Origin of the sequence: Martelella sp. NC20 (assembly GCF_013459645.1) — a bacterium.
In the GTDB taxonomy this organism is placed as follows: domain Bacteria; phylum Pseudomonadota; class Alphaproteobacteria; order Rhizobiales; family Rhizobiaceae; genus Martelella.
This window is the reverse complement of the sequence record NZ_CP054861.1, coordinates 3,985,107-4,005,806: the sequence shown is the minus strand read 5'-3', so window position 1 is coordinate 4,005,806 and position 20,700 is coordinate 3,985,107. Positions and strand designations below refer to the sequence as shown.

The window sequence follows — 20,700 nt, the reverse complement described above, 5'->3', positions numbered from 1 at the left end:
CCAGACGCGACATGCCCAAGATAAAGCATAAATATGATTTTACAACTTATTTAGCCTGGACGGCGGCGCCCCCGGCGATCAGCGCCGCGATGCGATCCGCATCGAAACCTGCCTCAGCCAGGATTTCCTCGGTATGCTGGCCAAGAGCGGGGGGCGGGGTTTTCACTCTCGGATTGCCGTCGGACATCAGGAAGGGCGCCACGGGCACGCGATACTCGCCCGGGCGGCCCAGCGGTTGAGGCAGGGATTGCAGCACGCCGCGATGGTCCAGTTGCGGATCGGCCAGGGCTTCGTCCATCGAACGCACCTTGCCCGCGGGGACGCCGTGCTCGCGCAGAAACGCTTCCCAATCGGAGGCTGTGCGGGTCAACATCATGTCGCGCAGCACGGCGGCCTCGGCGGCATGGGCTTCGATGCGGTCGGCATGGGCCGTCTTGACCATGTCGGGGCGGTCAAGCGCCAGCCAAAGACGTTTCTGCTGGCGCATGTTCGCGGCCCCCAGCATCAGCAATCCATCGGCGGTGTCATAGGCGCCCACGCCTGCGACGTTGAAGCGGTTGCCTTCGGGGTGAGGCGATTTTCCCGCCGCTGTCAGCGCGGTGATATGGGTGCTCATCAGCATCAGCGTGGCATCGAACATGGCAAGATCGATATGCTGACCGCGTCCCGTGCGTTCGCGGTGATAGAGTGCAGCGGTGATGGCAAAGGCGGTCATGTAGCCGGTGGCGTAATCGACCACGGGCGCGCCGGTCTTCAGCGGCCCCGTCTCCCCGGTTCCGGTCAAGGCCATCAGTCCGGCGACAGCCTGAAAGACGAAATCATAGCCGGTTTCCGGCCCGCGCGGCCCGGTCTGTCCGAAGGCCGAGACGGAGCAATAAACGAGGCGCGGATTGATCCGCGCGATCTCCTCATAGCCGAGGCCAAGGGAGGCCAGCGCCCCGGGACGATAATTCTCGATGAAGACATCGGCATCCTTCAGCAGCGCCTTGAGCGCCTCCTGACCGCCATCCGTCTTCAGGTCCAGCGCGGCGGATCGCTTGTTGGCGCCCTGGGCCAGATAGGTCGTGCCCATTTCGGCCGCGCTCAATTCCCTGTCAGGGCCTTGCAGGCGAACCTGATCGGGGTCGCCTGGCCGGTCGATCTTGATGACGTCGGCTCCCATGACGGCCATCTGATAGGCCGCGAAGGGGCCGGCCAGCACATGGGTGGCGTCGATCACGCGCAGTTTCTCGAACGGGCTCATCCGGTTTCCTCCTGTTTGCGGACACAGCTTGCTTCACTGATTAGAACTATACAACTAGTTTAATGTAATTTAGGGTCCGCTGCGATGAAACAGCGGTGGTGAGCAGAGGAGGATCGCATGCTGATAGATCAGCAGGACAAGTCGCGGATCGACGCGGAGATACGGATGATGGATGGCGTCGCCGTTCTGACAATCCGCAATCCGCCGGTCAATGCGGGGTCTCACGCCGTGCGCAAGGGCCTGGCGGACGGTCTTGCCGCAGCGGTGCGAAACGGCGCAAGCGGCGCGGTGATCGTTGGCGACGGGCGCTGCTTCATGGCCGGCTCAGACCTGAAGGAATTCGGCAAGAAGCTGGAATGGCCTGAACTGCCCGACGTGATCCGGCTGGTCGAGGATGCGCCCTTTCCCGTCGTGGCGGCCATGCATGGCGTCGCCCTGGGCGGGGGGCTGGAACTGGCCCTGGGCTGTGATTACCGGCTCGCCGCGCCCGGCACGATGGTGGGGCTGCCCGAGGTCAGCCTCGGTTTCGTGCCCGGGGCGGGCGGCACGCAGCGCTTGCCGCGTCTGACGGGACTGGTGCACGGGATAGACCTGATCTGCGCCGCCCGCCGCATCCCGGCGGATCAGGCCGCGACCATCGGTCTGGTTGACCGCGTGGTTGAGGGGGATCTTCTGGCGGGCGCGCTGGCTTTTCTGGCCGGGGCCGCCCGGCCCAAGCGCCTCACGATGGCGCTGACGCCTCCGGCGGACGATCCGGTCGCTATTGACGCGGCGGCGGACAAGGCCCTGCATCGCGGCAAGGGCCGCCCCAACGTGGCTGAGGCGATCCGGCTGATACGCCGCGCCGCCGAGGGTGACGGCGCCGATGCCCTGGCGGACGAGCGCGCGGTCTTCCAGCGTCTGCGGGTGGGCGAGGATGCGACCGCACTGCGCCATCTGTTCTTTTCGGAGCGCCGCGCGGCGGCTGTGGACGGGCTGGACATGGGGCTTGCGCGCGCGGTCGGTTCGGTCGGCGTGATCGGCGGCGGCACGATGGGGCAGGGGATTGTTCGCTGCTTCCTCGCGGCCGGGCTGCCGGTCACGCTGGTCGAGCGCGATCGGGATGCTCTGGCCAGGGCGATGTCCGGGGTCCGGGGCAGCCTCGATGCGGCGCTCGAAAAGGGCCGGTTGACGCCTGATGAGGCCGCGCGCCGCAAGGCCGCCGTTACCGGCGCAACAGGTTACGATGCGCTGTCGGGTTGCGATCTCGCCATCGAGGCGGTGTTCGAGGACATGCAGGTCAAGCGTGATGTTCTTGGACGGCTTGAGCGCGTGCTGGCCCCTGACGCGATCCTTGCCACCAACACCTCCTATCTGGACATCGACGCGATGGCAGAGGGGCTGGCGCATCGGGGCCGCGTGGTCGGGTTGCACTTCTTCAGCCCGGCCGATGTGATGCCCCTGCTCGAGGTGGTGCGCACAGATATGACCGACAACGCCACGCTTGCGACCGCGCTGAAGCTGGCGCGAAAGCTCGGCAAGCAGCCGGTGGTCGCGCGCGTGGCGGAAGGTTTCATCGGCAATCGTATTTACGCAGCCTATCGCCGCCGGGCGGAACTGCTGGTGCTGGACGGCGCGAACCCTGAGCAAGTGGATCGGGCCGCCACCGCGTTCGGCTTCGCCATGGGGCCGTTTGCCGTAGCCGATATGTCGGGCCTTGATATTGCCTGGGCCATGCGCAAGCGGCAGGCGCCGACGCGCGATCCGCGGGCGCGCTATGTCACGATCCCGGATACGTTGTGCGAGATCGGGCGTCTGGGCCGAAAGACCGGCGGCGGCTGGTATGATTACCCTCAAGGCAAGCCCGTCCCCTCAGAACAGGTCGCGGCCGTGATCGCAAAAGCGCGGCAGGCGGCGGGCGTGGTGCCTGTCGGGATCGATGACGACGCCATCCAGCGCCAGCTTCTGGCCGCCATCGTCAACGAGGCCGCGCTGCTGCTGGAGCAGGGCGTGGCGCAGCGTCCCTCGGATGTGGATGTGACGCTTTGCAACGGCTATGGTTTTCCGCGCTGGCGGGGCGGACCGCTCTGGTGGGCGGCCCACCAGGACCGCGCCGCGATCCGTGACGATCAGGCGCGGCTGGCCGACGCCATCGGTTACGGCTTCGTCGCCGGCCCCGTCGATCGGATGCTGGACAGCATCGTAAGCGAACACAAAGGCTGACGACATGCAGCATGTTTTCATATGTGATGATATCCGCATGCCTTTCGGCGGCGATACAGACAGGGAGGCCGTTCTATGATGAAATTGCACTGGTCGCCGCGCTCGCCCTTCGTGCGCAAGGTGATGATCGTTCTCAACGAAACCGGACAGCTGGATCAGGTCACGCAGGTCCGCTCGGTGGTCGCCATGCATATGCCGCCGAATGCCGCGGTGATGGCCGACAACCCGTTGGGCAAGATCCCGACGCTGGTGATCGAAGACGGCACGGCGCTGTTCGACAGCCGCGTGATCTGCGAGTATCTGGACCATCGGGCGGGCGGCGGCCTGCTGGGGGAAAAACGTTTCGAGCAGTTGCGCTGGCAGGCTCTGGGCGATGGTCTGATCGACCTGCTGCTGCTGTGGCGGACCGAACTGACCCGCCCGGGCGGCCCGTGGGATGCGGTGACCCAAGGCTGGCTGTCCAAGGCCCGCGCCGTCATGGCCACGCTGGAGGCGGAAGCTCCCGCGCTGGCGTCGGCGCCCTTCGGTCTCGGCCATGTCGCGATCGTCTGCGCTCTGGGGCAGATGGATTTCCGCTGGAGCGATTCGAACTGGCGCGATCATTTCCCGCGGCTTGCCGCGCTGGAGGCGGATTGGGCCGCGCGCCCCTCGGTCTCGAGCACGGCGATTGTGGATGATGCGCCGGATGGGGGCGACGTGACTGCCGGGCATCTGCGCTTCGAGGGCTGAGGACCAAAGCTTGTATCAAAAGCCTAGCTTAGCCCTTTATGGTTCTGCGGCGGGCAGCTAAGGTGGTTTGCGCAAAAGGATAAGGTGCATGACATGACATCGGTGATGAACGCGACGGCAAGGGCGCTGCAGAAGAGCAACGTATCGCGCTATATCCAACTGGCCGGTCTGTTCCGTCAGCGGATCGAAACGGGCGAATGGGACATCGGCGCCAAGATCCCGACCGTGAAGGAACTCGCCGAACAATGTGGCGTTGCGACCATGACCATAAGGCAGGCGCTGGATATCATCGAGGGCGAGGGCCTGATCGAGCGTTATCGCGCCAAGGGCACCTTCGTCGTCGAGCGCCCTAACCGCGATCTGTGGTGTGAGGTCAAGACCGACTGGTCAGGCCTGCTGATCGCGCGCGACAATGCCACGATCGACATTCTGGGTGACGAGCGCGGCGTCAAGCTGCCACGGCGTGAAAGCGAAATCGGTAGGCCGGCGCCGTCTTACCGGCATCTGAAACGTCGCCACAGCCGCGCGGGTGCGCCATTCATGATCGGCGATGTCTATGTCGATGAACGCATCGTGCCGCTGATCCCGGATGAGGCCTATTCCCGCATCACCGCGATGCGGATCGCCCACGACCTTCCGGGCCACACGATCGAGGACGCCGTCCAGATCGTCACCATCGGCTCCGCCGATCTGGAGACGGCGACCGAACTGAATGTCTCGATCGGCGATCCGGTGGCCAGAGTTCAACGCATCACCGTCGACCAGCACGGGGACATCGTCCTGCTGGCCAACGGCATCTATCGCGGCGATATGATGAAGATCGAGGTCAAGCTGCGCTGATCAGCCCTTGAATGCCGGCGGGCGCTTTTCGCGGAAGGCGGCCATCGCCTCGGCCGTGTCGTCCGAGGTCGACAGAGCCTTTGTCTGGGACTGCTCGAACCGGTAGGCATCGTAGATCGACATGCCCTCGGTCACCTGAAACGATCGTTTCGCCGCGCGCACGGCAGAGGGGCTCGCCTTGGCGATATCGGCGGCGATGCTGATCGCGGTCGGCATCAGATCCTCGGGCGCGGTGCATGCCGAGGCGACGTTCATGCGCAACAGTTCGGGCCCATGGATGCGCCGTGCCGTCATGATCAGCAGTCGCGCGTCGCTCTCGCCGAAATGACGGCGCACATGGGCAACCCCGCCGGCAAGGCCGACATTGACCTCGGTCATCTGCAGGAAGCCCTTTTCCGAGGTCACGATGATATCGCAGCAGAGCGCGGTCACGCAGCCCGCGCCGATGGCCGCGCCGTTCACGGCGGCGATGATCGGCTTGGGGCATTCCAGCAGGCAGTCGAAGCTGGCCCGGACGCGGCGGTTGTGGGCGGTGTAGTGGCCCGGCTCCTGGGTCGGACGCTCGGTGAGGTCGGCGCCGGCGGAAAATGCCTTGCCTTCGCCTGTGAGGATGATGACGCGCACATCGGACCGGTCGCCGAGGCTGTCCACCACCTCGGCCAGTTCCTCGCGAAAGCGGTTGTTCTGCGCATTCACGGGCGGGCGGGCGATGGTGATGGTGGCGATGTGGTCCGCCACCGTCAGCGTCAGGGTTTCGTGGCTCATGGCGTAACCTTTCCGTCCGGGCCCATAACAGGGCGCATCATGGTGAAGGACCGGGGCGGGACCGTGTATTCCATATATCCCATCCGGCCCAACGGCTGCAGCAGCTCGACATCGACAATCCCGTCATCCTGCAGGACGCTTTCGTCGATATGGATGCCGACCACCTCGCCGATGATGACGCGGTTCGTGCATTCGGCGCCGGTCGAGGGCTTCAGCGTCAAAATCTGCGAAACGATACATTCCACGGCCACGGGCGATTCCGCCACGCGCGGGCAGGGGATGTTCTCGCAAGGCACGGCGCTCAGCCCGGCTTCGGCGAATTCGTCCACGCCCTCGGGCCAGGTCGCGGAGCTGAGGTTCATCGCCTCGCGCAGGGCATAGGTCGCGATATTGACGCAGAAATAGCCCGTCGCCTCGGCATTGGCGTAGCTGTGCTTGGGGCTGTCGGAGGAGAACATCACGAAGGGCGGCTTGCCCGAGATCGCGTTGAAGCAGCTATAGGGTGCGAGGTTGGCCACGCCCGATGCCGACAGGGTCGAGATCCAGCCGATGGGTCGGGGCACGATCAGGGCCAGCCACGGATTGTGCGGCAGGCCATGATGCTGATGGCGGGGATCGTAGAACATCAGGCCTCCTTCGCCGGAGGCATGGTGAAGAGCTGGTCGCGCGGTCCGAGCAGGGTCGCGGCCACGCCGACGGGCAGGGGGACGCGGTGGGCGTTGAGCGTCATCGCGACCATCGAGTAATAGCCGATCACCGCCGTCAGTTCGACCGCGCCCAACTCGCCCCAGCGGGCAAGGATGGCGTCGTAGCCTGCATCCTCGACATTGCCGGTCTGCAGCATCTGGCGGGCGAATTCATAGACCTCGCGCGCCGGGGCATCCGGGCCGAAATCGGGGGCGCGGCCGTCATAGATCGCCTGGATATAGGCCTTGGGCAGGCCCGCGCGTTCGGCGTCGCCGGCGTGAATAACCCATTCCAGATCGCTGTTCCAGCGCCGCGCCGTCACGAGGATCGCCAGTTCGTTGAGATGCATGGGAAGCGACGTCTCGAACCGGAGCACCTGTCCCAGACGTTGCCAGCGGTCGGCCAGCGCCGGGTTGTGCAGCGCCGCGCGCAACGGACCGACCAGTACGCCACGGGGGCCGGACACGATCTGCTCATAGACCGCGCGCTGTTCGGCTGTCATCGTGTCGGGCGTGGGGAAGCTGATGCGGCCTTCATTGGGCTGGGGGTACGTCGTTCGGTTATTCATGCTGTTGTCTCCAGTCCGAGCGCGCGCAGAACTTCGTCCGTATGTTCGCCAAGGAGCGGCGGGGCCTTTTCGAACGACAGAGGCGCGTTACGGAAATTCAAGGGGCTGACGACCTGCTTCAGGTCTCCGCTCAACGGGTGCGGGATTTCGTGCAACATCTTGCGGTGCCGGACCTGCGGCTCGTCGAAGACGCGATCCACGGTGTTGATCGGCCCTGAGGGTACGCCGGCCCTGGCGAAGGTCGCGACCCAGTGATCGACGCCGCCCCTGGCCAGCGCTTCGATCAGGATTTCTTCCAGCGCGGGCAGATTTTCGACCCGGGCGGGGTTGGTGGCGAAATCGGGATTGTCGGCCAGTTCCGGCAGTCCGATCACCTCGGCGAACTTGCGGAACTGCCCGTCATTGCCGACGGCAAGCACGATATGGCCGTCCGCCACAGGGTAGACGTTCTGCGGCTGGATGTTGGGGTGCCGGTTGCCGCGCCTGACGGGCGGAACGCCCGAGACAAGGTAGTTCATCGCCTGATTGGCGAGCATGGCGACCGAGACGTCCAGCATCGCAAGATCGATATGGTCGCCCTTGCCGGTTTTCTCGCGATTGGCCAGCGCCGCCAGCACCCCGATGCTGGCATACATGCCGGTCATGATGTCGACGATGGGAACCCCCACTTTCTGCGGGCCGCCTCCCGGCACGTCGTCGGGCGCGCCGGTCACGCTCATCAGCCCGCCCATGGCCTGGATCATGAAGTCATAGGCCGCGTCGTCCTTCATCGGCCCCGAAAGGCCGAAGCCGGTGATCGAGCAGTAGATGAGGCGCGGGTTCACCTGCCGCAGATCCTCGTATCCAAGCCCCATCCGCTCCAGCGTGCCGGCCTTGAAATTCTCCAGCACGATATCGGATCTGGCGGCCAGCGCACGCACGGCGGCGCGACCCTCATCCGATTTCAGATCCAGCGCGACCGAGCGCTTGCCGCGATTGACCGACAGGTAATAGCCCGATTCCTTCGTCGGCTTTCCGTCCTTGTCCTTCAGGAACGGAGGCCCCCAGCGACGGGTATCGTCGCCTTCGCCCGCGCGCTCGACCTTGATGACGTCGGCCCCCAGATCGGCGAGGGTCTGGCCGCACCACGGCCCGGCCATGATGCGGCTGAGGTCGAGGACGCGGATATGTGACAATGGTCCTGGCATCAGGTTTGCTCCTTGGTCGTCGGGAAGTTCTGGTCGAGAAAGGCCAGCAGGGCGTCGTTGAACGCCTTTGGGCTCTGGAAATTGGGCAGATGGCCCGCGCCGGGAATGATCGCGGTACGCGCGCCGGCAAGGCCGCCGAACTGTTTCGCCACCGCGTCGGGCATGGCGCCATCATCGGCGCCGGCGATGCCCAGCACCGGACAGGCGATCCCGGTGGTCTGATCGTAGTCCGAAAGCGCATATGTCGCGGCGGCAAAGCCCTTCACGCTGGTTCCCGCGATCATCGCGCGCAGGCGGATGCTGAGCGCGCTGTCCTCGGGCTCGCCGGGCAGCCAGCGCGGAGCGGTGGCGGCGGCGATCGCCTCCATGCCGTCGCGAAGGGCGGTTTCGCGCCGCTCGGACCAGAACGCCGCGCGTCCGGGCGCGCTGCGCATCACGCCATCCACGGCGACGAAGGCTGCGAACCGGTCAGGTGCGACGGCAAGGGCTGCGAGCGCCGTGGGGCAGCCCATCGACAAGCACACCACGGCGCAGCGGTCCACGCCCGCCGCGTCCATGACCGCCAGCAGATCGGCGCCATATCGGGCGAAGTCCATGGGGCCTTCGCTCGCGTTTGATGCGCCATGTCCGCGCTGGTCATAGCGCAGCACGCGATAGCGATCCGCCAGCGCGTCGGTCTGCGCGTCCCAGACCGACAGATCGGTCAGGACCGAGTTCACGAAGACGACGGAGGGCGCGCCTTCGGGGCCGTCAACGCGGGCATGCAGCGTGATGCCGTCGGGCAGGGGAACGGACAGGGTGGTCATGCGGCAACCTCTTTCTTGCGGGTGATGAGGCCATGGCCCATGACCAGCGCCAGCGCGCCAAATCCGATCAGGTCGGACATGCGCTCGGGCACCAGCAGGCACAGCCCGCCGATCAGCAGGACCACCGCCTCCCACCCCCTGGCGGAACGATTGAGGATATAGATCCAGCGTTCCGACGCGGCGGAGAGCATCAGGATCGAGACGATGGCCGTGCCGACCGCCATCGCGACATGCAGCGCATCGCCTTGGAGGATCAGGCTCGGGTTCAGCACGAACAGGAAGGGCAGCACGAACAGGAGCGCTCCCAGTCGCATTGCCGTCAAACCGGTCTGCATCGCCGGCGCCTTGGCGATCGACGCGGCAGCCACGGCGGCCATCGCCACGGGGGGCGTGATGTAGGACAGCATCGCCCAATAGAGGATGAAGAGATGAGCGGCCATCTGGCTGAAGCCCGCCTCCGTCAGTGCCGGCGCCAGAACGACAGCCAGGAAGATATAACACGCCGAGACCGTCATCCCCATTCCAAGGATGAAGCTGGTGATCGCGCCGAAGACCAGCAGCAGATAGGGGTTGCCGCCCGCATATTGCAGCAGCTCGCGGCTGAAGGCATTGCCGACGCCGGTGATCGCCAGCGATCCGACGACCATGCCGACGCCCGCCAGCACGCCGACCAGCATCCCGATGGTTGTTCCGACCTCGAGGATCATGGTGACGATCGGCTTGCCCATGCCGCTTTTGCGGGCGCGCCACAGCGCGGTCAGGACCAGAAGGACAGTGATGTAGAAAGGAGCCTTCGCCTCTGCATTCGTGGCCAGCAGCATCCAGACCAGCGCGACGAGCGAAACGAGGTAGATCCAGCCCGAACGCAGCACCAGCCAGAGCTTCGGCAACTGATCGCGCGGCAGGCCCTTCAGCCCGTTGCGTGCGGCATAGCAATCCGTCTGGATCAGCAGCACCAGATAGAACAGTAGGGCGGGCACGGTTGCCGCGACCATGATATCGGCATAGGGCACGTTCATGAAGGACGCCATGACGAAGGCGACCGAGCCCATCACCGGCGGCATCAGCGCTCCGCCCGTCGAGGCGCAGGATTCCACCGCTCCCGCATAGGTCGCCGGATAGCCGCATTTCTTCATGGTCGGGATGGTCATTGAGCCGGTCGAGATCACGTTGGATATGACGCTGCCGGACAGTGAGCCGAAAAAGCCCGAGGACAGGATCGCGACCTTCGCCGGCCCGCCGCGCGCGTGACCCATGAGCGCGCTCGCGAGGTCCATGAAAAAGGCGCCGCCGCCCGAAACGGTGAGCGCCACGCCGAACAGGATGAAGCCGATCAGCAGGTCGGCGATGACGCGGAGCGGAATGCCGATAATGCTTTCGACGCCCAGCGAATGGCTGAGCATGGTTTCGCTGAAATTCATCTGCGCGCCCCACAGAAAGCCCGGCATGTATCCGGTATAGAGGGGAAATGTCGCGAAGATCGCGCAGATGATGAACAGCGGCAGGCCCGCGCAGCGGCGCACCGCTTCCAGCGCCAGAAGCACAAGACAGGTGGCCATCACGATCACATAGGTCGGGGCCTCGAATTCCCAGCCCTGATAGAGGATGGCGTCGGTCCGGGTCGAGAAGAAGATGCAAATGCCGAAGGCGGCGGCCGCCAGGACCCAGTCGTACCAGCGTACGCGGGTTGCATCGGCCTGCCGCGCCGGCGTGCCGAGAAACGCCACCGGCATGAACAGGCCCAGCACGATATAGTAATAGGCCGTGCTGATCGGACGCCAGCCCAGAACCTGCAGGTTGAAGATCTGGTTGACGATGATGACGATGCCCACGCTGGACAGCGCCATCACCGCGAACCACGCAGCGCCCGAGAGGCGCTGGGCCTCCTGCTGCCAGAACCTGGCCGCGCCGGGAGCGTTCGGTATGATCTGAGAAGACATGGGTCTTATCCTGTCGGCAGGGGCGATGCGAGATGAGGGCGCGGCGCAAATGGCCGCGCCCGTAAAGGATTACTGGGCGTTCCGGGTGCGATACTGTTCCCAGAATGCGACCCAGTCGGCGGGGGCGACGCCCTGATCCTTGGCGGCTGCGGTCGCGGCCGCCCACATCTCCTTGGTCTCTTCGATCTCGGCGATACGCTGGTCGTTCCAGGCCTGGTCGGCATCCGTCCAGAGGCCACGCTCGCGCAGGTATTTGACCGCGCCGGGGTGGAAGGGGGCGCCCGCCGGGGTGCGGCCGGATTTCTCGAGATTCCAGTTGGGCATCACGGCATTGGTGTTCTGATAGTCCGGGAAAACCTGATCCAGCGCCTTCAGCAGGTTGTAGACCTCATCCTCGTCCGTGCTCGCCAGGGTGGTCAATTGCGGATAGCTGTAGCCCAGCAGTTCGGCCGGGTTTTCCTCGGAAATGCCTGCGCCCGTCGTCATGGTGATCGGCTGGAAGAGGCTCGCCCGTTTGGTTACGCGATCCCAGCCCTCGGCGTTGTCCGCGGACATGTCCAGCCAGTGGAACCCGCGACCGCCTTCGGCCTCGCGCAGGGCGGCAACGGTGGTGGTGACGGGAACGACATCGACCTCTCCGGCGACGAAGGCCGACATCATGGCGCCGTAACCGGGATACATCACCTTGTTCACATCGTCCGGCGTCAGGCCCGCGAAGGCCAGCGCGGCTTCGGTGTTCATGGTGGTCGAGGGGCTGGCCTCGACGAAGCCGACATTGGCGCCCTTCAGGTCGTCCATCGTTTCGACATCGGTGTCGTTGCCGGCGACAAGGCCGACGGCGGCGGGACGGCCCATCAGTACCCGCAGGTCCTGCGGACCCCAGTCGGCGGCAGCGAATTCATAGGTCGCATCCGAAGCGAACAGGATTTCGTTGCCCATGAAGCCGAAATTGGCGCGTCCGCGCACCAGCGGCAGCAATCGCCCGATGGCGGTTCCCGAGGGCGTCAGGCGCACGGCGATGTCGAATTTCTTGTCCAGCGCGTCGGCCATGGCCGAGGCTTCGACATAGCCGGTCGAGCCGAGATCGTAGGATGTCCAGATCATCGAACGCGGCAGCGTTACGTCGTCCTGGGCAAAGGCCGCCGAAGCGGTCAGCATGGCAACGGCCACAACCGTGCCCTTCATGAGGTTAGAATGAAACAAAAGAAATCCTCCCTTGGTATCCGCTTTGCGGAAAAATAACCGCGGCCTCCACGCCCCGATAATCGCCACCATGGCTCGCATGATCTTAAAAGTCAATTCTATGATTTAATGATATTTCATCGACCTCAATTCGGCAGACCCAGCACGGCTTTCGACAGCACGTTGCGCATGATTTCGGTCGAACCTCCGAAGATCGTGATCGGTCGCGCGGACAGATAGGTTGCCGCGGCATGCAGCCGCCGGTCGCCTTCCGGCGGGTGCGACAGGCCTGCCTCGGGGCCTGCGACCTCCATGATCAGTTCGGATATGCGCTGATACAGTTCGGACTGAAATATCTTCAGCATGGCGACGTCCGCGCCGATCTCCTGTCCCTCTTTCAGGCGGTCCAGATAGGTCTGGAACAGGTCGCCCAGATCGCGCATATCGCATTCGAGCGCGACGTAGCGGTCGCGGAATACCGGATCGTCCCATATGCCGTTGCGCCGCGCCAGATGCGCGAGCCGCGCCAGCGCGCTTGCCGACAGGCGGGGCGCGCCGATGAAGACGCGCTCATGTCCGAGAAGGGCCTTTGCGGCGGTCCATCCTTCGTTGACGCCGCCGACGATGTGATCCAGCGGCACGCGGACATCGTCGAAGAACACTTCGCAGAACTCGGCCTCTCCGGCGAGGTTCTCGATATTGCGGGTGGTGACGCCGGGCGCGTCCATCGGCGCCAGAAGGAAGCTGATCCCGGCCTGTTTCTTCACGGTCTTGTCGGTGCGGGCGAGGATGAAGATCCAGTTCGCATCCATGCCGAGCGTGGTCCAGGTCTTCTGTCCGTTGATGACCCATTCCTCGCCGTCGCGCGCCGCCTCGCAACGCACGGCGGCAAGATCCGAACCCGCGCCGGGTTCGGAATAGCCCTGCGCCCAGATGTCCTGTCCTGACAGGATGCGCGGCAGGTAATGCGCCTTCTGCGTCTCGGTTCCGTATTTCAGCAGGAGCGGGCCCAGCATGACCGGGCCGATATCGTGGACGCGGGCCGCGCCGTAGCGCTCGAGTTCCTCGACCATGATCAGGTGCTTGCCCGCGGCGAGGCCCATGCCGCCATGTTCAACAGGCCATGTCGGGCACAGGAAGCCGCGCCGTGACAGGGCCATGTACCACGGTTTCACCGCATCCCAGTGCAGGCGTTCCAGCGGAAAGCGGGGAATGTCGGGATATTCGGTCTCGACGAAATCGCGGATCATGGCGCGGAAATCGCCGTCTGACATGGCGTTGTAATCGGTGCTCATACGGCGTCCTCCAGAGTGCGGGCCAGTCGGGCGCGCACCGCCATCGGCGCGCCGAAAAGATTGGCGTCGGTCATTGCCCGGCGGACGAACAATCCGATATCGGCCTCGTCGGTGATTCCCATCGCGCCGTGCATCTGCACGGCCTCACGCGCGACCAGCATCGCGGTCTCGGCCGCGCGCAGCTTGCAGCGGTCGGTATCGCGGGCCCGGGCGGCGGCATCCGCGCCGGTGTCGAAGCGCGCGGCTGTCGCCATGATGGCGGCGCGCAACAGTTCGATCCGGATCTTGATCTCGGTCGCGCGATGCTGCAGGGCCTGGAAGCTGCCGATGGGGCGCCCGAACTGTTCGCGCACCTTCAGATAGTCAAGCGTAATGCGGAAAGCCCGGTCCGACAGGCCGAGCAGATAGGCCGAATGGGCCAGCACCATGTCCTGAACGACGGATGCCGCCTGCGGACAGGGGAGCAGATCGGCAGTGACGTTATGCAGATGCAGCGTCGCGATCCGGCCGCCATCCAGCGTATCGGCCTCTGCGATCGTAACGCCCGGCGCATCGCGCGGCACGACAGCGACGCCGGCCTCGGTCAGGATTGCGAAGAGATCCGCATCGCCCGGCACGGCGATTTTTGTGCCGTTCAGCCGTCCGCCCACCGCGCCGCCTTCGAACTGCAGCGAGGCCGCGTCGTCCTGCCACGCCGTCACCATCACCAGCGCGCCGCTTGCGGCCTCTTCGGGGAAGGCCTCGCCCAGAAGCGCTGCCGCCATGATAGTCGATCCGATGGGTTCGGGCGCGAGCCCGCCGCCCAGCGCCTGCATCAACGCGCAGGTCTCGCGCATTCCCAGCGCGAGGCCGCCGGCTTCTTCCGGCACGCGCATGAGGAACAGGCCCAGTTCGCCCGCCTGCGCGACCATGGCGCGGTCGATGCCCTTGCCGCGCGCGGCGCGGATACGGCCCAGATCGCCGTCGGCAGGCACGATGGCGCGGGCGCTGTCCACGATCATGCGGGCGTTTTCCATCCAGTCTTCCATTGTCAAACTCCCCTTACGCAATCGCGCCCATGTCGCGCAGTTCGGCGATGCGCTCCCCGGTCAATCCGATCTCTAGCAGCACTTCGTCGGTGTGTTCGGCCAGCAGCGGCGGATGCCGGGCGGCGTCTCCCTGACTGCCTGAAAAACGCACCGGGTTGGCGATGTAGCTGATGCGGCCCGCCCTTGGATGGTCGAGTTGCTGCACCAGTCCGCGCGCCTTGACCTGCGGCATCTGCAGCGTGTCCTCGAAGCTGTTGAGCGGGCCCGCCGGGATGCCGATCGTCTCCAGCTCGGCATAGGCGGTATCGGCGTCCCGGGTGGCCAGCTTTTCCGCGATCAGCGGGATCAGCGTGTCCGCGTTCTGCACCCGGGCAAGGTTGGTGGCGTAGCGTTCGTCGTCGGCCACGCCCGCAAGCCCCAGATAATCCGCGAAGCGACGGAACTGCGGATCGTTGCCGATGGCGATCATGATCGGGCGGTCGGCGCAATCGAACGCCTGCCACGGGCAGGTGATCTGCGAGGCGGTACCGTTCCTGCGCGGCAGTTTCCCCGAGGACAGGTAATTCATCGCCATATGTGAAGCCGCGTGGATCTGCGTGTCCAGAAGCGCAATATCGATGAACTGCCCCTGGCCCGACACCGCATCGCGATGGTTCAGCGCCGCAAGGATCGCGGCCACCGCATATTGCCCGGCCGTGATGTCCGAGATCGAATAGCCGACCAGCGCCGGTTCGTCCTCAGACGAGCCGGTCACCGACAAAAGCCCGCTCATAGCCTGAAAGATCGGATCATAGCCCGGCAGATGCGCCATCGGTCCTGTCTGCCCGAAGCCGGTGATCGAGCAATAGACGAGGCGAGGGTTCAGCGTGGCAACAGCCTCATAGTCCAGCCCCATCCGGGCCAGCGTGCCGGTCTTGAAGTTCTCGATCAGCACATCGGCGTTCTCGATCAGCTTTCGGGCGATCTGCCGCCCCTCGGACGATTTCAGGTCCAGGGCGACCGAGCGTTTCCCCCGGTTCATCGCGAGAAAGCTCGAGGTTTCGCCCGTTGGCTCGCCGTCGGCGTTCAGGTGGCTCACGCCCATGCGGCGCACGTCGTCGCCGCCCTTGACATGCTCGACCTTGATCACGTCGGCCCCGAAATCGGCCAGCATCTGCGCGGCCCAGGGTCCGGCGAAGACGCGGCTCAGGTCGAGCACCTTGATATGGTCCAGACATCCGGCCATGCTGTATCCTCCCTTGTCAATCGGAGGGGAAAATGCCAGCGGCTCGCCCATAGCGCAACAGAAAAATCGTAAATATGATTTTTCAATCTTTATAGGGGTTAAAAGTCACGGAGGTTCGCGCGATCATCGTCGAAACACCCAGCGTCAGGCTGCCGCAGGGCGGCGGGGAAGGGGGGTATCGGCTGGTTCGAAGTAACCCGGGGCTCATCCTTCGCGGAACTGACGCCGCGGTGAATTCCGGGCGGCTTGCCAATTGATATGCCACGGGCGATAAAATCCGCGACTGTAACCGGGACACTGAATCCATCTGGAGTAAAACATGAAAATCGCGGTTGCCGGTATCGGCTATGTCGGGCTCTCGAATGCGGTGCTTCTGGCGCAGAACAATGATGTGGTCGCCATCGATATCGACCCGGAGCGGGTTGAGGCTCTGAATGCCGGCAGGAGCCCGATCGTCGATGACGAGATCGAGCGCTATCTGGCGGGGAAGACCCTGCGGCTTCGCGCAACCACCGAGGCGGCCCCCGCCTATCGCGAAGCCGATTTCGTGATTGTCGCCACGCCGACCAATTACGATCCCGAGACAAATGATTTCGACACGTCCTCTGTGACCAGGGTTATCGGCGATGTGATCGCCTCCGGCAGCGCGGCCACGATCATCATCAAGTCGACCGTTCCCGTGGGCTTTACCGAACGCACGTGCTGTGCCTTTCAAAGCGACCGCATCATCTTTTCACCGGAATTCCTGCGTGAGGGGCGGGCGCTTTACGACAACCTCAACCCCTCTCGCATCGTTGTCGGCGAGCGTTCCGCCCGGGCCGAGACCTTTGTCGGCCTGCTCGTCGAGGGGGCCCTCAAGAAGGATGTGCCGGTTCTCTACACCGGCGCCTCGGAGGCCGAGGCGATCAAGCTTTTCGCCAACACATACCTTGCCATGCGCGTCGCCTATTTCAACGAACTTGACAGCTATGCCGTCACCCACGGGATGGATTCACGGCAGATGATCGAGGGCATCGGCCTCGATCCGCGTATCGGCGACTATTACAACAATCCCTCCTTCGGTTATGGCGGATATTGCCTTCCGAAGGATACAAGGCAGCTTCTGGCAAATTATTCGGAGGTGCCGCAAAACCTGATTCGCGCGATCGTCGACGCCAACACCACCCGCAAGGACTTCATCGCCGAGCGCATTATCGCGCTGAAGCCCAAGTCTGTCGGCATCTACCGGCTGGTGATGAAGGCGGGATCGGACAATTTCCGGCAGTCTTCTGTTCAGGGCATCATGAAGCGGATCAAGGCCAAGGGCATTCCGGTGACCGTCTACGAACCGGCGCTGAAGGACGAGGCTTTTTTCAACTCGCCGGTGCTCCGGGATCTGGACGCTTTCAAGAGGGAGGCCGACCTGATCGTTGCGAACAGAATGACCGACGAGATTCGCGATGTCGCCGAAAAGGTCTTCACCCGCGACCTTTTCGGCGCCGACTGAGCGGCTGGAGGATAGCCAATCCTGACGGGCGTCGCCGGTTTGTCGCGGGGCGCCCGTCATGTTTTTCGGATTCCGTTCGCCCGGTTATCCAATCATCGGCACTGATTTTCTGCTGTTGCCCCGCCGATTTCGGCCGAGTGGTGGTCCGCTCATTTCCTGCTTTTTGCGTTTTCTGATTTTCCGCCGGAAGCATGTTGACGCGTTTATTACTAACTGGTAGGTAACGAGCAAGTTCAGGGAGGAATTCTATGGCTGATACCAATCGTATCGGGATCATCATGCACGGCGTCACCGGCCGCATGGGAATGAACCAGCATCTTATCCGTTCGGTACTCGCGATCCGCGACCAGGGTGGCTTGCGCTTGAGTGACGGCTCGCGCGTAATGCCGGATCCGATCATCGTCGGCCGCAATGCTGCCAGGATCGAGGAACTGGCGAAGCGTCATGGCGTCGAGCGCGTGACCACCGATCTCGATGCGGCCCTTGCCGATCCCTACAACATCATCTTCTTCGACGCCGCCTCCACCAAGCTGCGCCCGACGCTGCTGAAAAAGGCGATCGACGCCGGCAAGCATGTCTATTCCGAAAAGCCGGTTTCCGAGGGCCTTGAAGAAGCCGTCGAGATCGCCCGCTATGCCAGGGCCAAGGGCGTCAAGAACGGCATCGTTCACGACAAGCTCGACCTGCCCGGCCTCGTCAAGCTGAAGCGGCTGCGCGATAACGGCTTCTTCGGCAAGATCCTGTCGGTGAAGGGCGAGTTCGGCTACTGGGTGTTCACCGGCGAGGATCAGCCGGCCCAGCGCCCGAGCTGGAACTACCGCGCCGAGGATGGCGGCGGCATGGTCTCCGATATGCTCTGCCACTGGCGCTACGTGCTCGACAATGTCGTTGCCCCGGTGAAATCGGTCTCCTGCACCACCGCCACCCACATTCCGACCCGCATCGATGAGAACGGCAAGGAATACAACGCCACGGCCGACGACGCGGCTTATGCGACCTTCCTGCTGGAAGGCGATATCGTCGCCCATATCAATTCGAGCTGGTGCACCCGCGTTCGTCGCGACGATCTCGTGACCTTCCAGATCGACGGCACCCATGGTTCGGCGGTCGCCGGCCTGCACAAATGCGTGAGCCAGCACCGCGCCAACACGCCGAAGCCGGTGTGGAACCCGGACGAGCCGCAGAAGATGGACTTCTTCGACGATTGGCAGGAAGTGCCGGACAACGCCGTCTTCGACAACGGCTTCAAGGTGCAGTGGGAACAGTTCCTGCGTCACGTGCTGGAGGATGGCCCCTGGGCCTACACGCTGACGGAGGGCGCCAAGGGCGTGCAACTTGCCGAAGCCGGGTACAAGAGCGCGCGCGAGCGCCGCTGGGTCGACCTGGAGGATCTGGGCATATGAGCACCGTTACACTGCCGAAAGCTTCCGGCGGCATTGAAAGCTTCGCCTTTTCCGGCACAAGCGTGTCGCCCGACAAGGGCGACTGGAACCGCAAGGTGTTTGCGGCCGCCCACGTCGTGGTCGACCCCTTCGCCGACAACAATCCATGGTCCGATTGCGCGGTCGATTGGGGCAGGACGCTCGCCTTCCGCCATCATCTCTGGTCGCTGGGTTTCGGCGTGGCGGAAGCCATGGATACCGCCCAGCGTGGCATGGGCATGGATTGGCCGACCTCGCTCGAACTGATCCAGCGCTCGGTGAGGGAGGCGAAGGCTGGCGGCCACTCGATCGCCTGCGGCGCCGGAACCGATCATCTCGATCCGGCCGACGCGAAGACCATCGACGATGTTATCGCGGCCTATGAAATGCAGTGCGAGGCGGTGGAGGCGACAGGTGGTCAGGTGATCCTGATGGCGTCGCGCGCGCTCTGCAAGGTTGCCAAGAACGCCGATGACTATGCCCGCGTCTATGGCCGCATTCTTTCCGGCCTGCAGCAACCGGCCGTGTTGCACTGGCTCGGCGAGATGTTCGACCCGGCGCTTGAGGGCTATTGGGCGAGCGCCGATCATATGGTGGCGATGGATACCTGCCTGAAGGTGATCGAGGCCAATGCCGCCAAGGTCGACGGCATCAAGATCTCGCTGCTTTCGGCGGAAAAGGAAATCGCCATGCGCCGCCGTCTGCCGGCCGGCGTGAAGATGTATACCGGCGACGACTTCAACTATCCGGAACTGATCGCCGGCGACGATCAGGGCTACAGCCACGCCCTGCTTGGCATTTTCGATCCGATCGCGCCCGTCGCCGCCACCGGGCTTGCGGCCCTTGCGAAGGGCGACATGCAGCGCTGGGGTGCGGTCATGGAGCCGACCGTGCCGCTGTCGCGCCACATCTTCAAGGCGCCGACCCGCTACTACAAGACCGGCGTCGTGTTCCTTGCCTATCTGATGGGCCATCAGGACCATTTCACCATGCTCGGCGGACAGGAGAGCGCCCGCTCGGCGCAGCATCTGGCCGAGATCGTGCGCCTTGCCGATGCGGCGGGGCTGATTTCCGACACCGAGATGGCCGCCGCCCGCACCGCGCGGGTGATGGCGACCCACGGCATCGAGGTCTGACGGCATGGCGGTGATCACACCCGAGCGGCTCTCGCTCAACACCGCGACCACGCGGGCACAGTGGAAGCTCGATCAGGCGATCGAAGGCTGCGCGCGTCACGGCTTTGGCGGCTTGTCGCCATGGCGCGACCAGTTGCAAGCGCTGGGCGCGGAAAAGGCAGCCCGCCAGATTCGCGACGCCGGGCTTGCCGTCTCCGGCCTCTGCCGCGGCGGCTGGTATACGGCGGACGGCGCGTTGACCGATGCCGTTCTGGACGACAACCGCCGCGCCGTCGACGAGGCCGCGACCATCGGCGCTGCATGCCTCGTCATGGTGGTCGGCGGCCTGGCGAAGGGAAGCCGCGATATCGATGGCGCCCGCGCCATGATCGAGGAAGGTCTTGCAAAGACGCTCGAATATGCGCGCACCGTGAACGTCAAGATCGCCATCGAGCCGCTGCATCCGATGTATGCGGCCGACCGCGCGGCGGTGAACACGCTTTCGCAGGCGCTCGACATTTGCGACCGGCTTGGCGACGGCATCGGCGTTGCCGCCGACGTCTACCACATCTGGTGGGACCCGGAGGTGAAGGCACAGATCTCGCGCGCCGGCAAAGACCGGCTGATGGCCTTTCACCTCTGCGACTGGCTGGTGCCGACCACCGACATGCTCAACGATCGCGGCATGATGGGCGATGGCGTCATCGACATTGCCGGCCTTCGCGCTGCGGTGGAAGCAGAGGGCTTCAACGGCCTCAATGAAGTTGAGATTTTCTCGGCGGAAAACTGGTGGAAACGCGATCCCGACATGGTGATGGAGACTATCATCGAGCGGGCCGCCGGTTGTTGCTGAGTTGAATGACCTGTTTGCGCAGGCAGGTGGCCGTCAGGCCAAGGGGAGGGCAAGAGGAGCGCTCCATTGGCGGATCGGCTGGAGACTGCGCAGCCCGGGATACTTGACACGACGTCAGGTGCCCGTAA

General features: G+C 64.4%; 18 protein-coding genes. 7 read left to right on the top strand and 11 right to left on the bottom strand.

The window, feature by feature from the left end:
• Window positions 1-46 precede the first annotated feature (46 nt).
• Window positions 47-1,243: a CaiB/BaiF CoA transferase family protein gene (locus tag HQ843_RS19245; RefSeq protein WP_180901657.1), complete on the bottom strand. Its 1,197-nt coding sequence runs from the start codon at window positions 1,241-1,243 to the stop codon at window positions 47-49.
• A 117-nt stretch (window positions 1,244-1,360) separates the two neighbouring features.
• On the opposite strand from HQ843_RS19245, the gene HQ843_RS19240 reads away from it, so the two are divergent.
• The 3 genes from HQ843_RS19240 (at window position 1,361) to HQ843_RS19230 (ending at window position 5,014) form a co-directional block, all read left to right on the top strand.
• Window positions 1,361-3,445, top strand: a complete 2,085-nt coding sequence (locus tag HQ843_RS19240; protein WP_180901658.1) for a 3-hydroxyacyl-CoA dehydrogenase NAD-binding domain-containing protein — start codon at window positions 1,361-1,363, stop codon at window positions 3,443-3,445.
• Window positions 3,446-3,520: 75 nt separating this feature from the next.
• Complete coding sequence (locus tag HQ843_RS19235) at window positions 3,521-4,174, top strand: glutathione S-transferase (RefSeq protein ID WP_210275317.1); 654 nt, start codon at window positions 3,521-3,523, stop codon at window positions 4,172-4,174.
• A 93-nt stretch (window positions 4,175-4,267) separates the two neighbouring features.
• Window positions 4,268-5,014 carry a GntR family transcriptional regulator gene (locus HQ843_RS19230; protein ID WP_180901659.1) on the top strand — a complete coding sequence of 249 codons (747 nt, stop codon included), beginning with the start codon at window positions 4,268-4,270 and terminating at the stop codon, window positions 5,012-5,014.
• Here HQ843_RS19230 and HQ843_RS19225 read toward each other — a convergent pair whose 3' ends face one another.
• The 10 genes from HQ843_RS19225 to HQ843_RS19180 form a co-directional block, all read right to left on the bottom strand.
• The gene (locus tag HQ843_RS19225) at window positions 5,015-5,779 is read right to left on the bottom strand and encodes an enoyl-CoA hydratase/isomerase family protein (protein ID WP_180901660.1); all 765 of its coding nucleotides are present in this window, start codon (window positions 5,777-5,779) and stop codon (window positions 5,015-5,017) included.
• A complete protein-coding gene (locus HQ843_RS19220; RefSeq protein ID WP_180901661.1) occupies window positions 5,776-6,405 on the bottom strand; it encodes a flavin reductase family protein in 630 nt (209 codons plus the stop codon). Before HQ843_RS19220 ends, HQ843_RS19225 begins: the two co-directional genes overlap by 4 nt.
• Window positions 6,405-7,034, bottom strand: a complete 630-nt coding sequence (locus tag HQ843_RS19215; RefSeq protein WP_180901662.1) for a carboxymuconolactone decarboxylase family protein — start codon at window positions 7,032-7,034, stop codon at window positions 6,405-6,407. The genes HQ843_RS19220 and HQ843_RS19215 overlap by 1 nt, the downstream gene beginning before the upstream one ends.
• On the bottom strand, window positions 7,031-8,221 hold the full coding sequence (locus HQ843_RS19210) for a CaiB/BaiF CoA transferase family protein (protein WP_180901663.1): 1,191 nt from the start codon (window positions 8,219-8,221) through the stop codon (window positions 7,031-7,033). The genes HQ843_RS19215 and HQ843_RS19210 overlap by 4 nt, the downstream gene beginning before the upstream one ends.
• A complete protein-coding gene (locus HQ843_RS19205; protein ID WP_180901664.1) occupies window positions 8,221-9,027 on the bottom strand; it encodes an alpha/beta fold hydrolase in 807 nt (268 codons plus the stop codon). The genes HQ843_RS19210 and HQ843_RS19205 overlap by 1 nt, the downstream gene beginning before the upstream one ends.
• Window positions 9,024-10,967 (bottom strand): TRAP transporter permease, encoded by a 1,944-nt coding sequence (locus HQ843_RS19200; protein ID WP_180901665.1) that lies wholly within the window; start codon window positions 10,965-10,967, stop codon window positions 9,024-9,026. The genes HQ843_RS19205 and HQ843_RS19200 overlap by 4 nt, the downstream gene beginning before the upstream one ends.
• A 69-nt stretch (window positions 10,968-11,036) precedes the next feature.
• The gene (locus HQ843_RS19195) at window positions 11,037-12,170 is read right to left on the bottom strand and encodes a TAXI family TRAP transporter solute-binding subunit (protein WP_246710162.1); all 1,134 of its coding nucleotides are present in this window, start codon (window positions 12,168-12,170) and stop codon (window positions 11,037-11,039) included.
• Window positions 12,171-12,295: 125 nt separating this feature from the next.
• On the bottom strand, window positions 12,296-13,444 hold the full coding sequence (locus tag HQ843_RS19190) for an acyl-CoA dehydrogenase family protein (protein WP_180901666.1): 1,149 nt from the start codon (window positions 13,442-13,444) through the stop codon (window positions 12,296-12,298).
• Window positions 13,441-14,472 carry an acyl-CoA dehydrogenase family protein gene (locus HQ843_RS19185; protein WP_246710161.1) on the bottom strand — a complete coding sequence of 344 codons (1,032 nt, stop codon included), beginning with the start codon at window positions 14,470-14,472 and terminating at the stop codon, window positions 13,441-13,443. Before HQ843_RS19185 ends, HQ843_RS19190 begins: the two co-directional genes overlap by 4 nt.
• Before the next feature lie 13 nt (window positions 14,473-14,485).
• Entirely contained in the window at window positions 14,486-15,697 is a 1,212-nt protein-coding gene (locus HQ843_RS19180; RefSeq protein ID WP_180901667.1) for a CaiB/BaiF CoA transferase family protein, read from the bottom strand.
• Window positions 15,698-16,016: 319 nt separating this feature from the next.
• On the opposite strand from HQ843_RS19180, the gene HQ843_RS19175 reads away from it, so the two are divergent.
• The 4 genes from HQ843_RS19175 (at window position 16,017) to HQ843_RS19160 (ending at window position 20,572) form a co-directional block, all read left to right on the top strand.
• Window positions 16,017-17,183, top strand: coding sequence for a nucleotide sugar dehydrogenase (locus HQ843_RS19175; RefSeq protein WP_180901668.1), 1,167 nt, complete (start codon window positions 16,017-16,019; stop codon window positions 17,181-17,183).
• A 248-nt stretch (window positions 17,184-17,431) separates the two neighbouring features.
• Window positions 17,432-18,586: a Gfo/Idh/MocA family protein gene (locus HQ843_RS19170; protein WP_180901669.1), complete on the top strand. Its 1,155-nt coding sequence runs from the start codon at window positions 17,432-17,434 to the stop codon at window positions 18,584-18,586.
• Window positions 18,583-19,740, top strand: a complete 1,158-nt coding sequence (locus tag HQ843_RS19165) for a dihydrodipicolinate synthase family protein (RefSeq protein WP_180901670.1) — start codon at window positions 18,583-18,585, stop codon at window positions 19,738-19,740. The genes HQ843_RS19170 and HQ843_RS19165 overlap by 4 nt, the downstream gene beginning before the upstream one ends.
• 13 nt (window positions 19,741-19,753) lie before the next feature.
• Window positions 19,754-20,572, top strand: coding sequence for a sugar phosphate isomerase/epimerase family protein (locus tag HQ843_RS19160; RefSeq protein WP_180902124.1), 819 nt, complete (start codon window positions 19,754-19,756; stop codon window positions 20,570-20,572).
• Window positions 20,573-20,700: the final 128 nt, after the last annotated feature.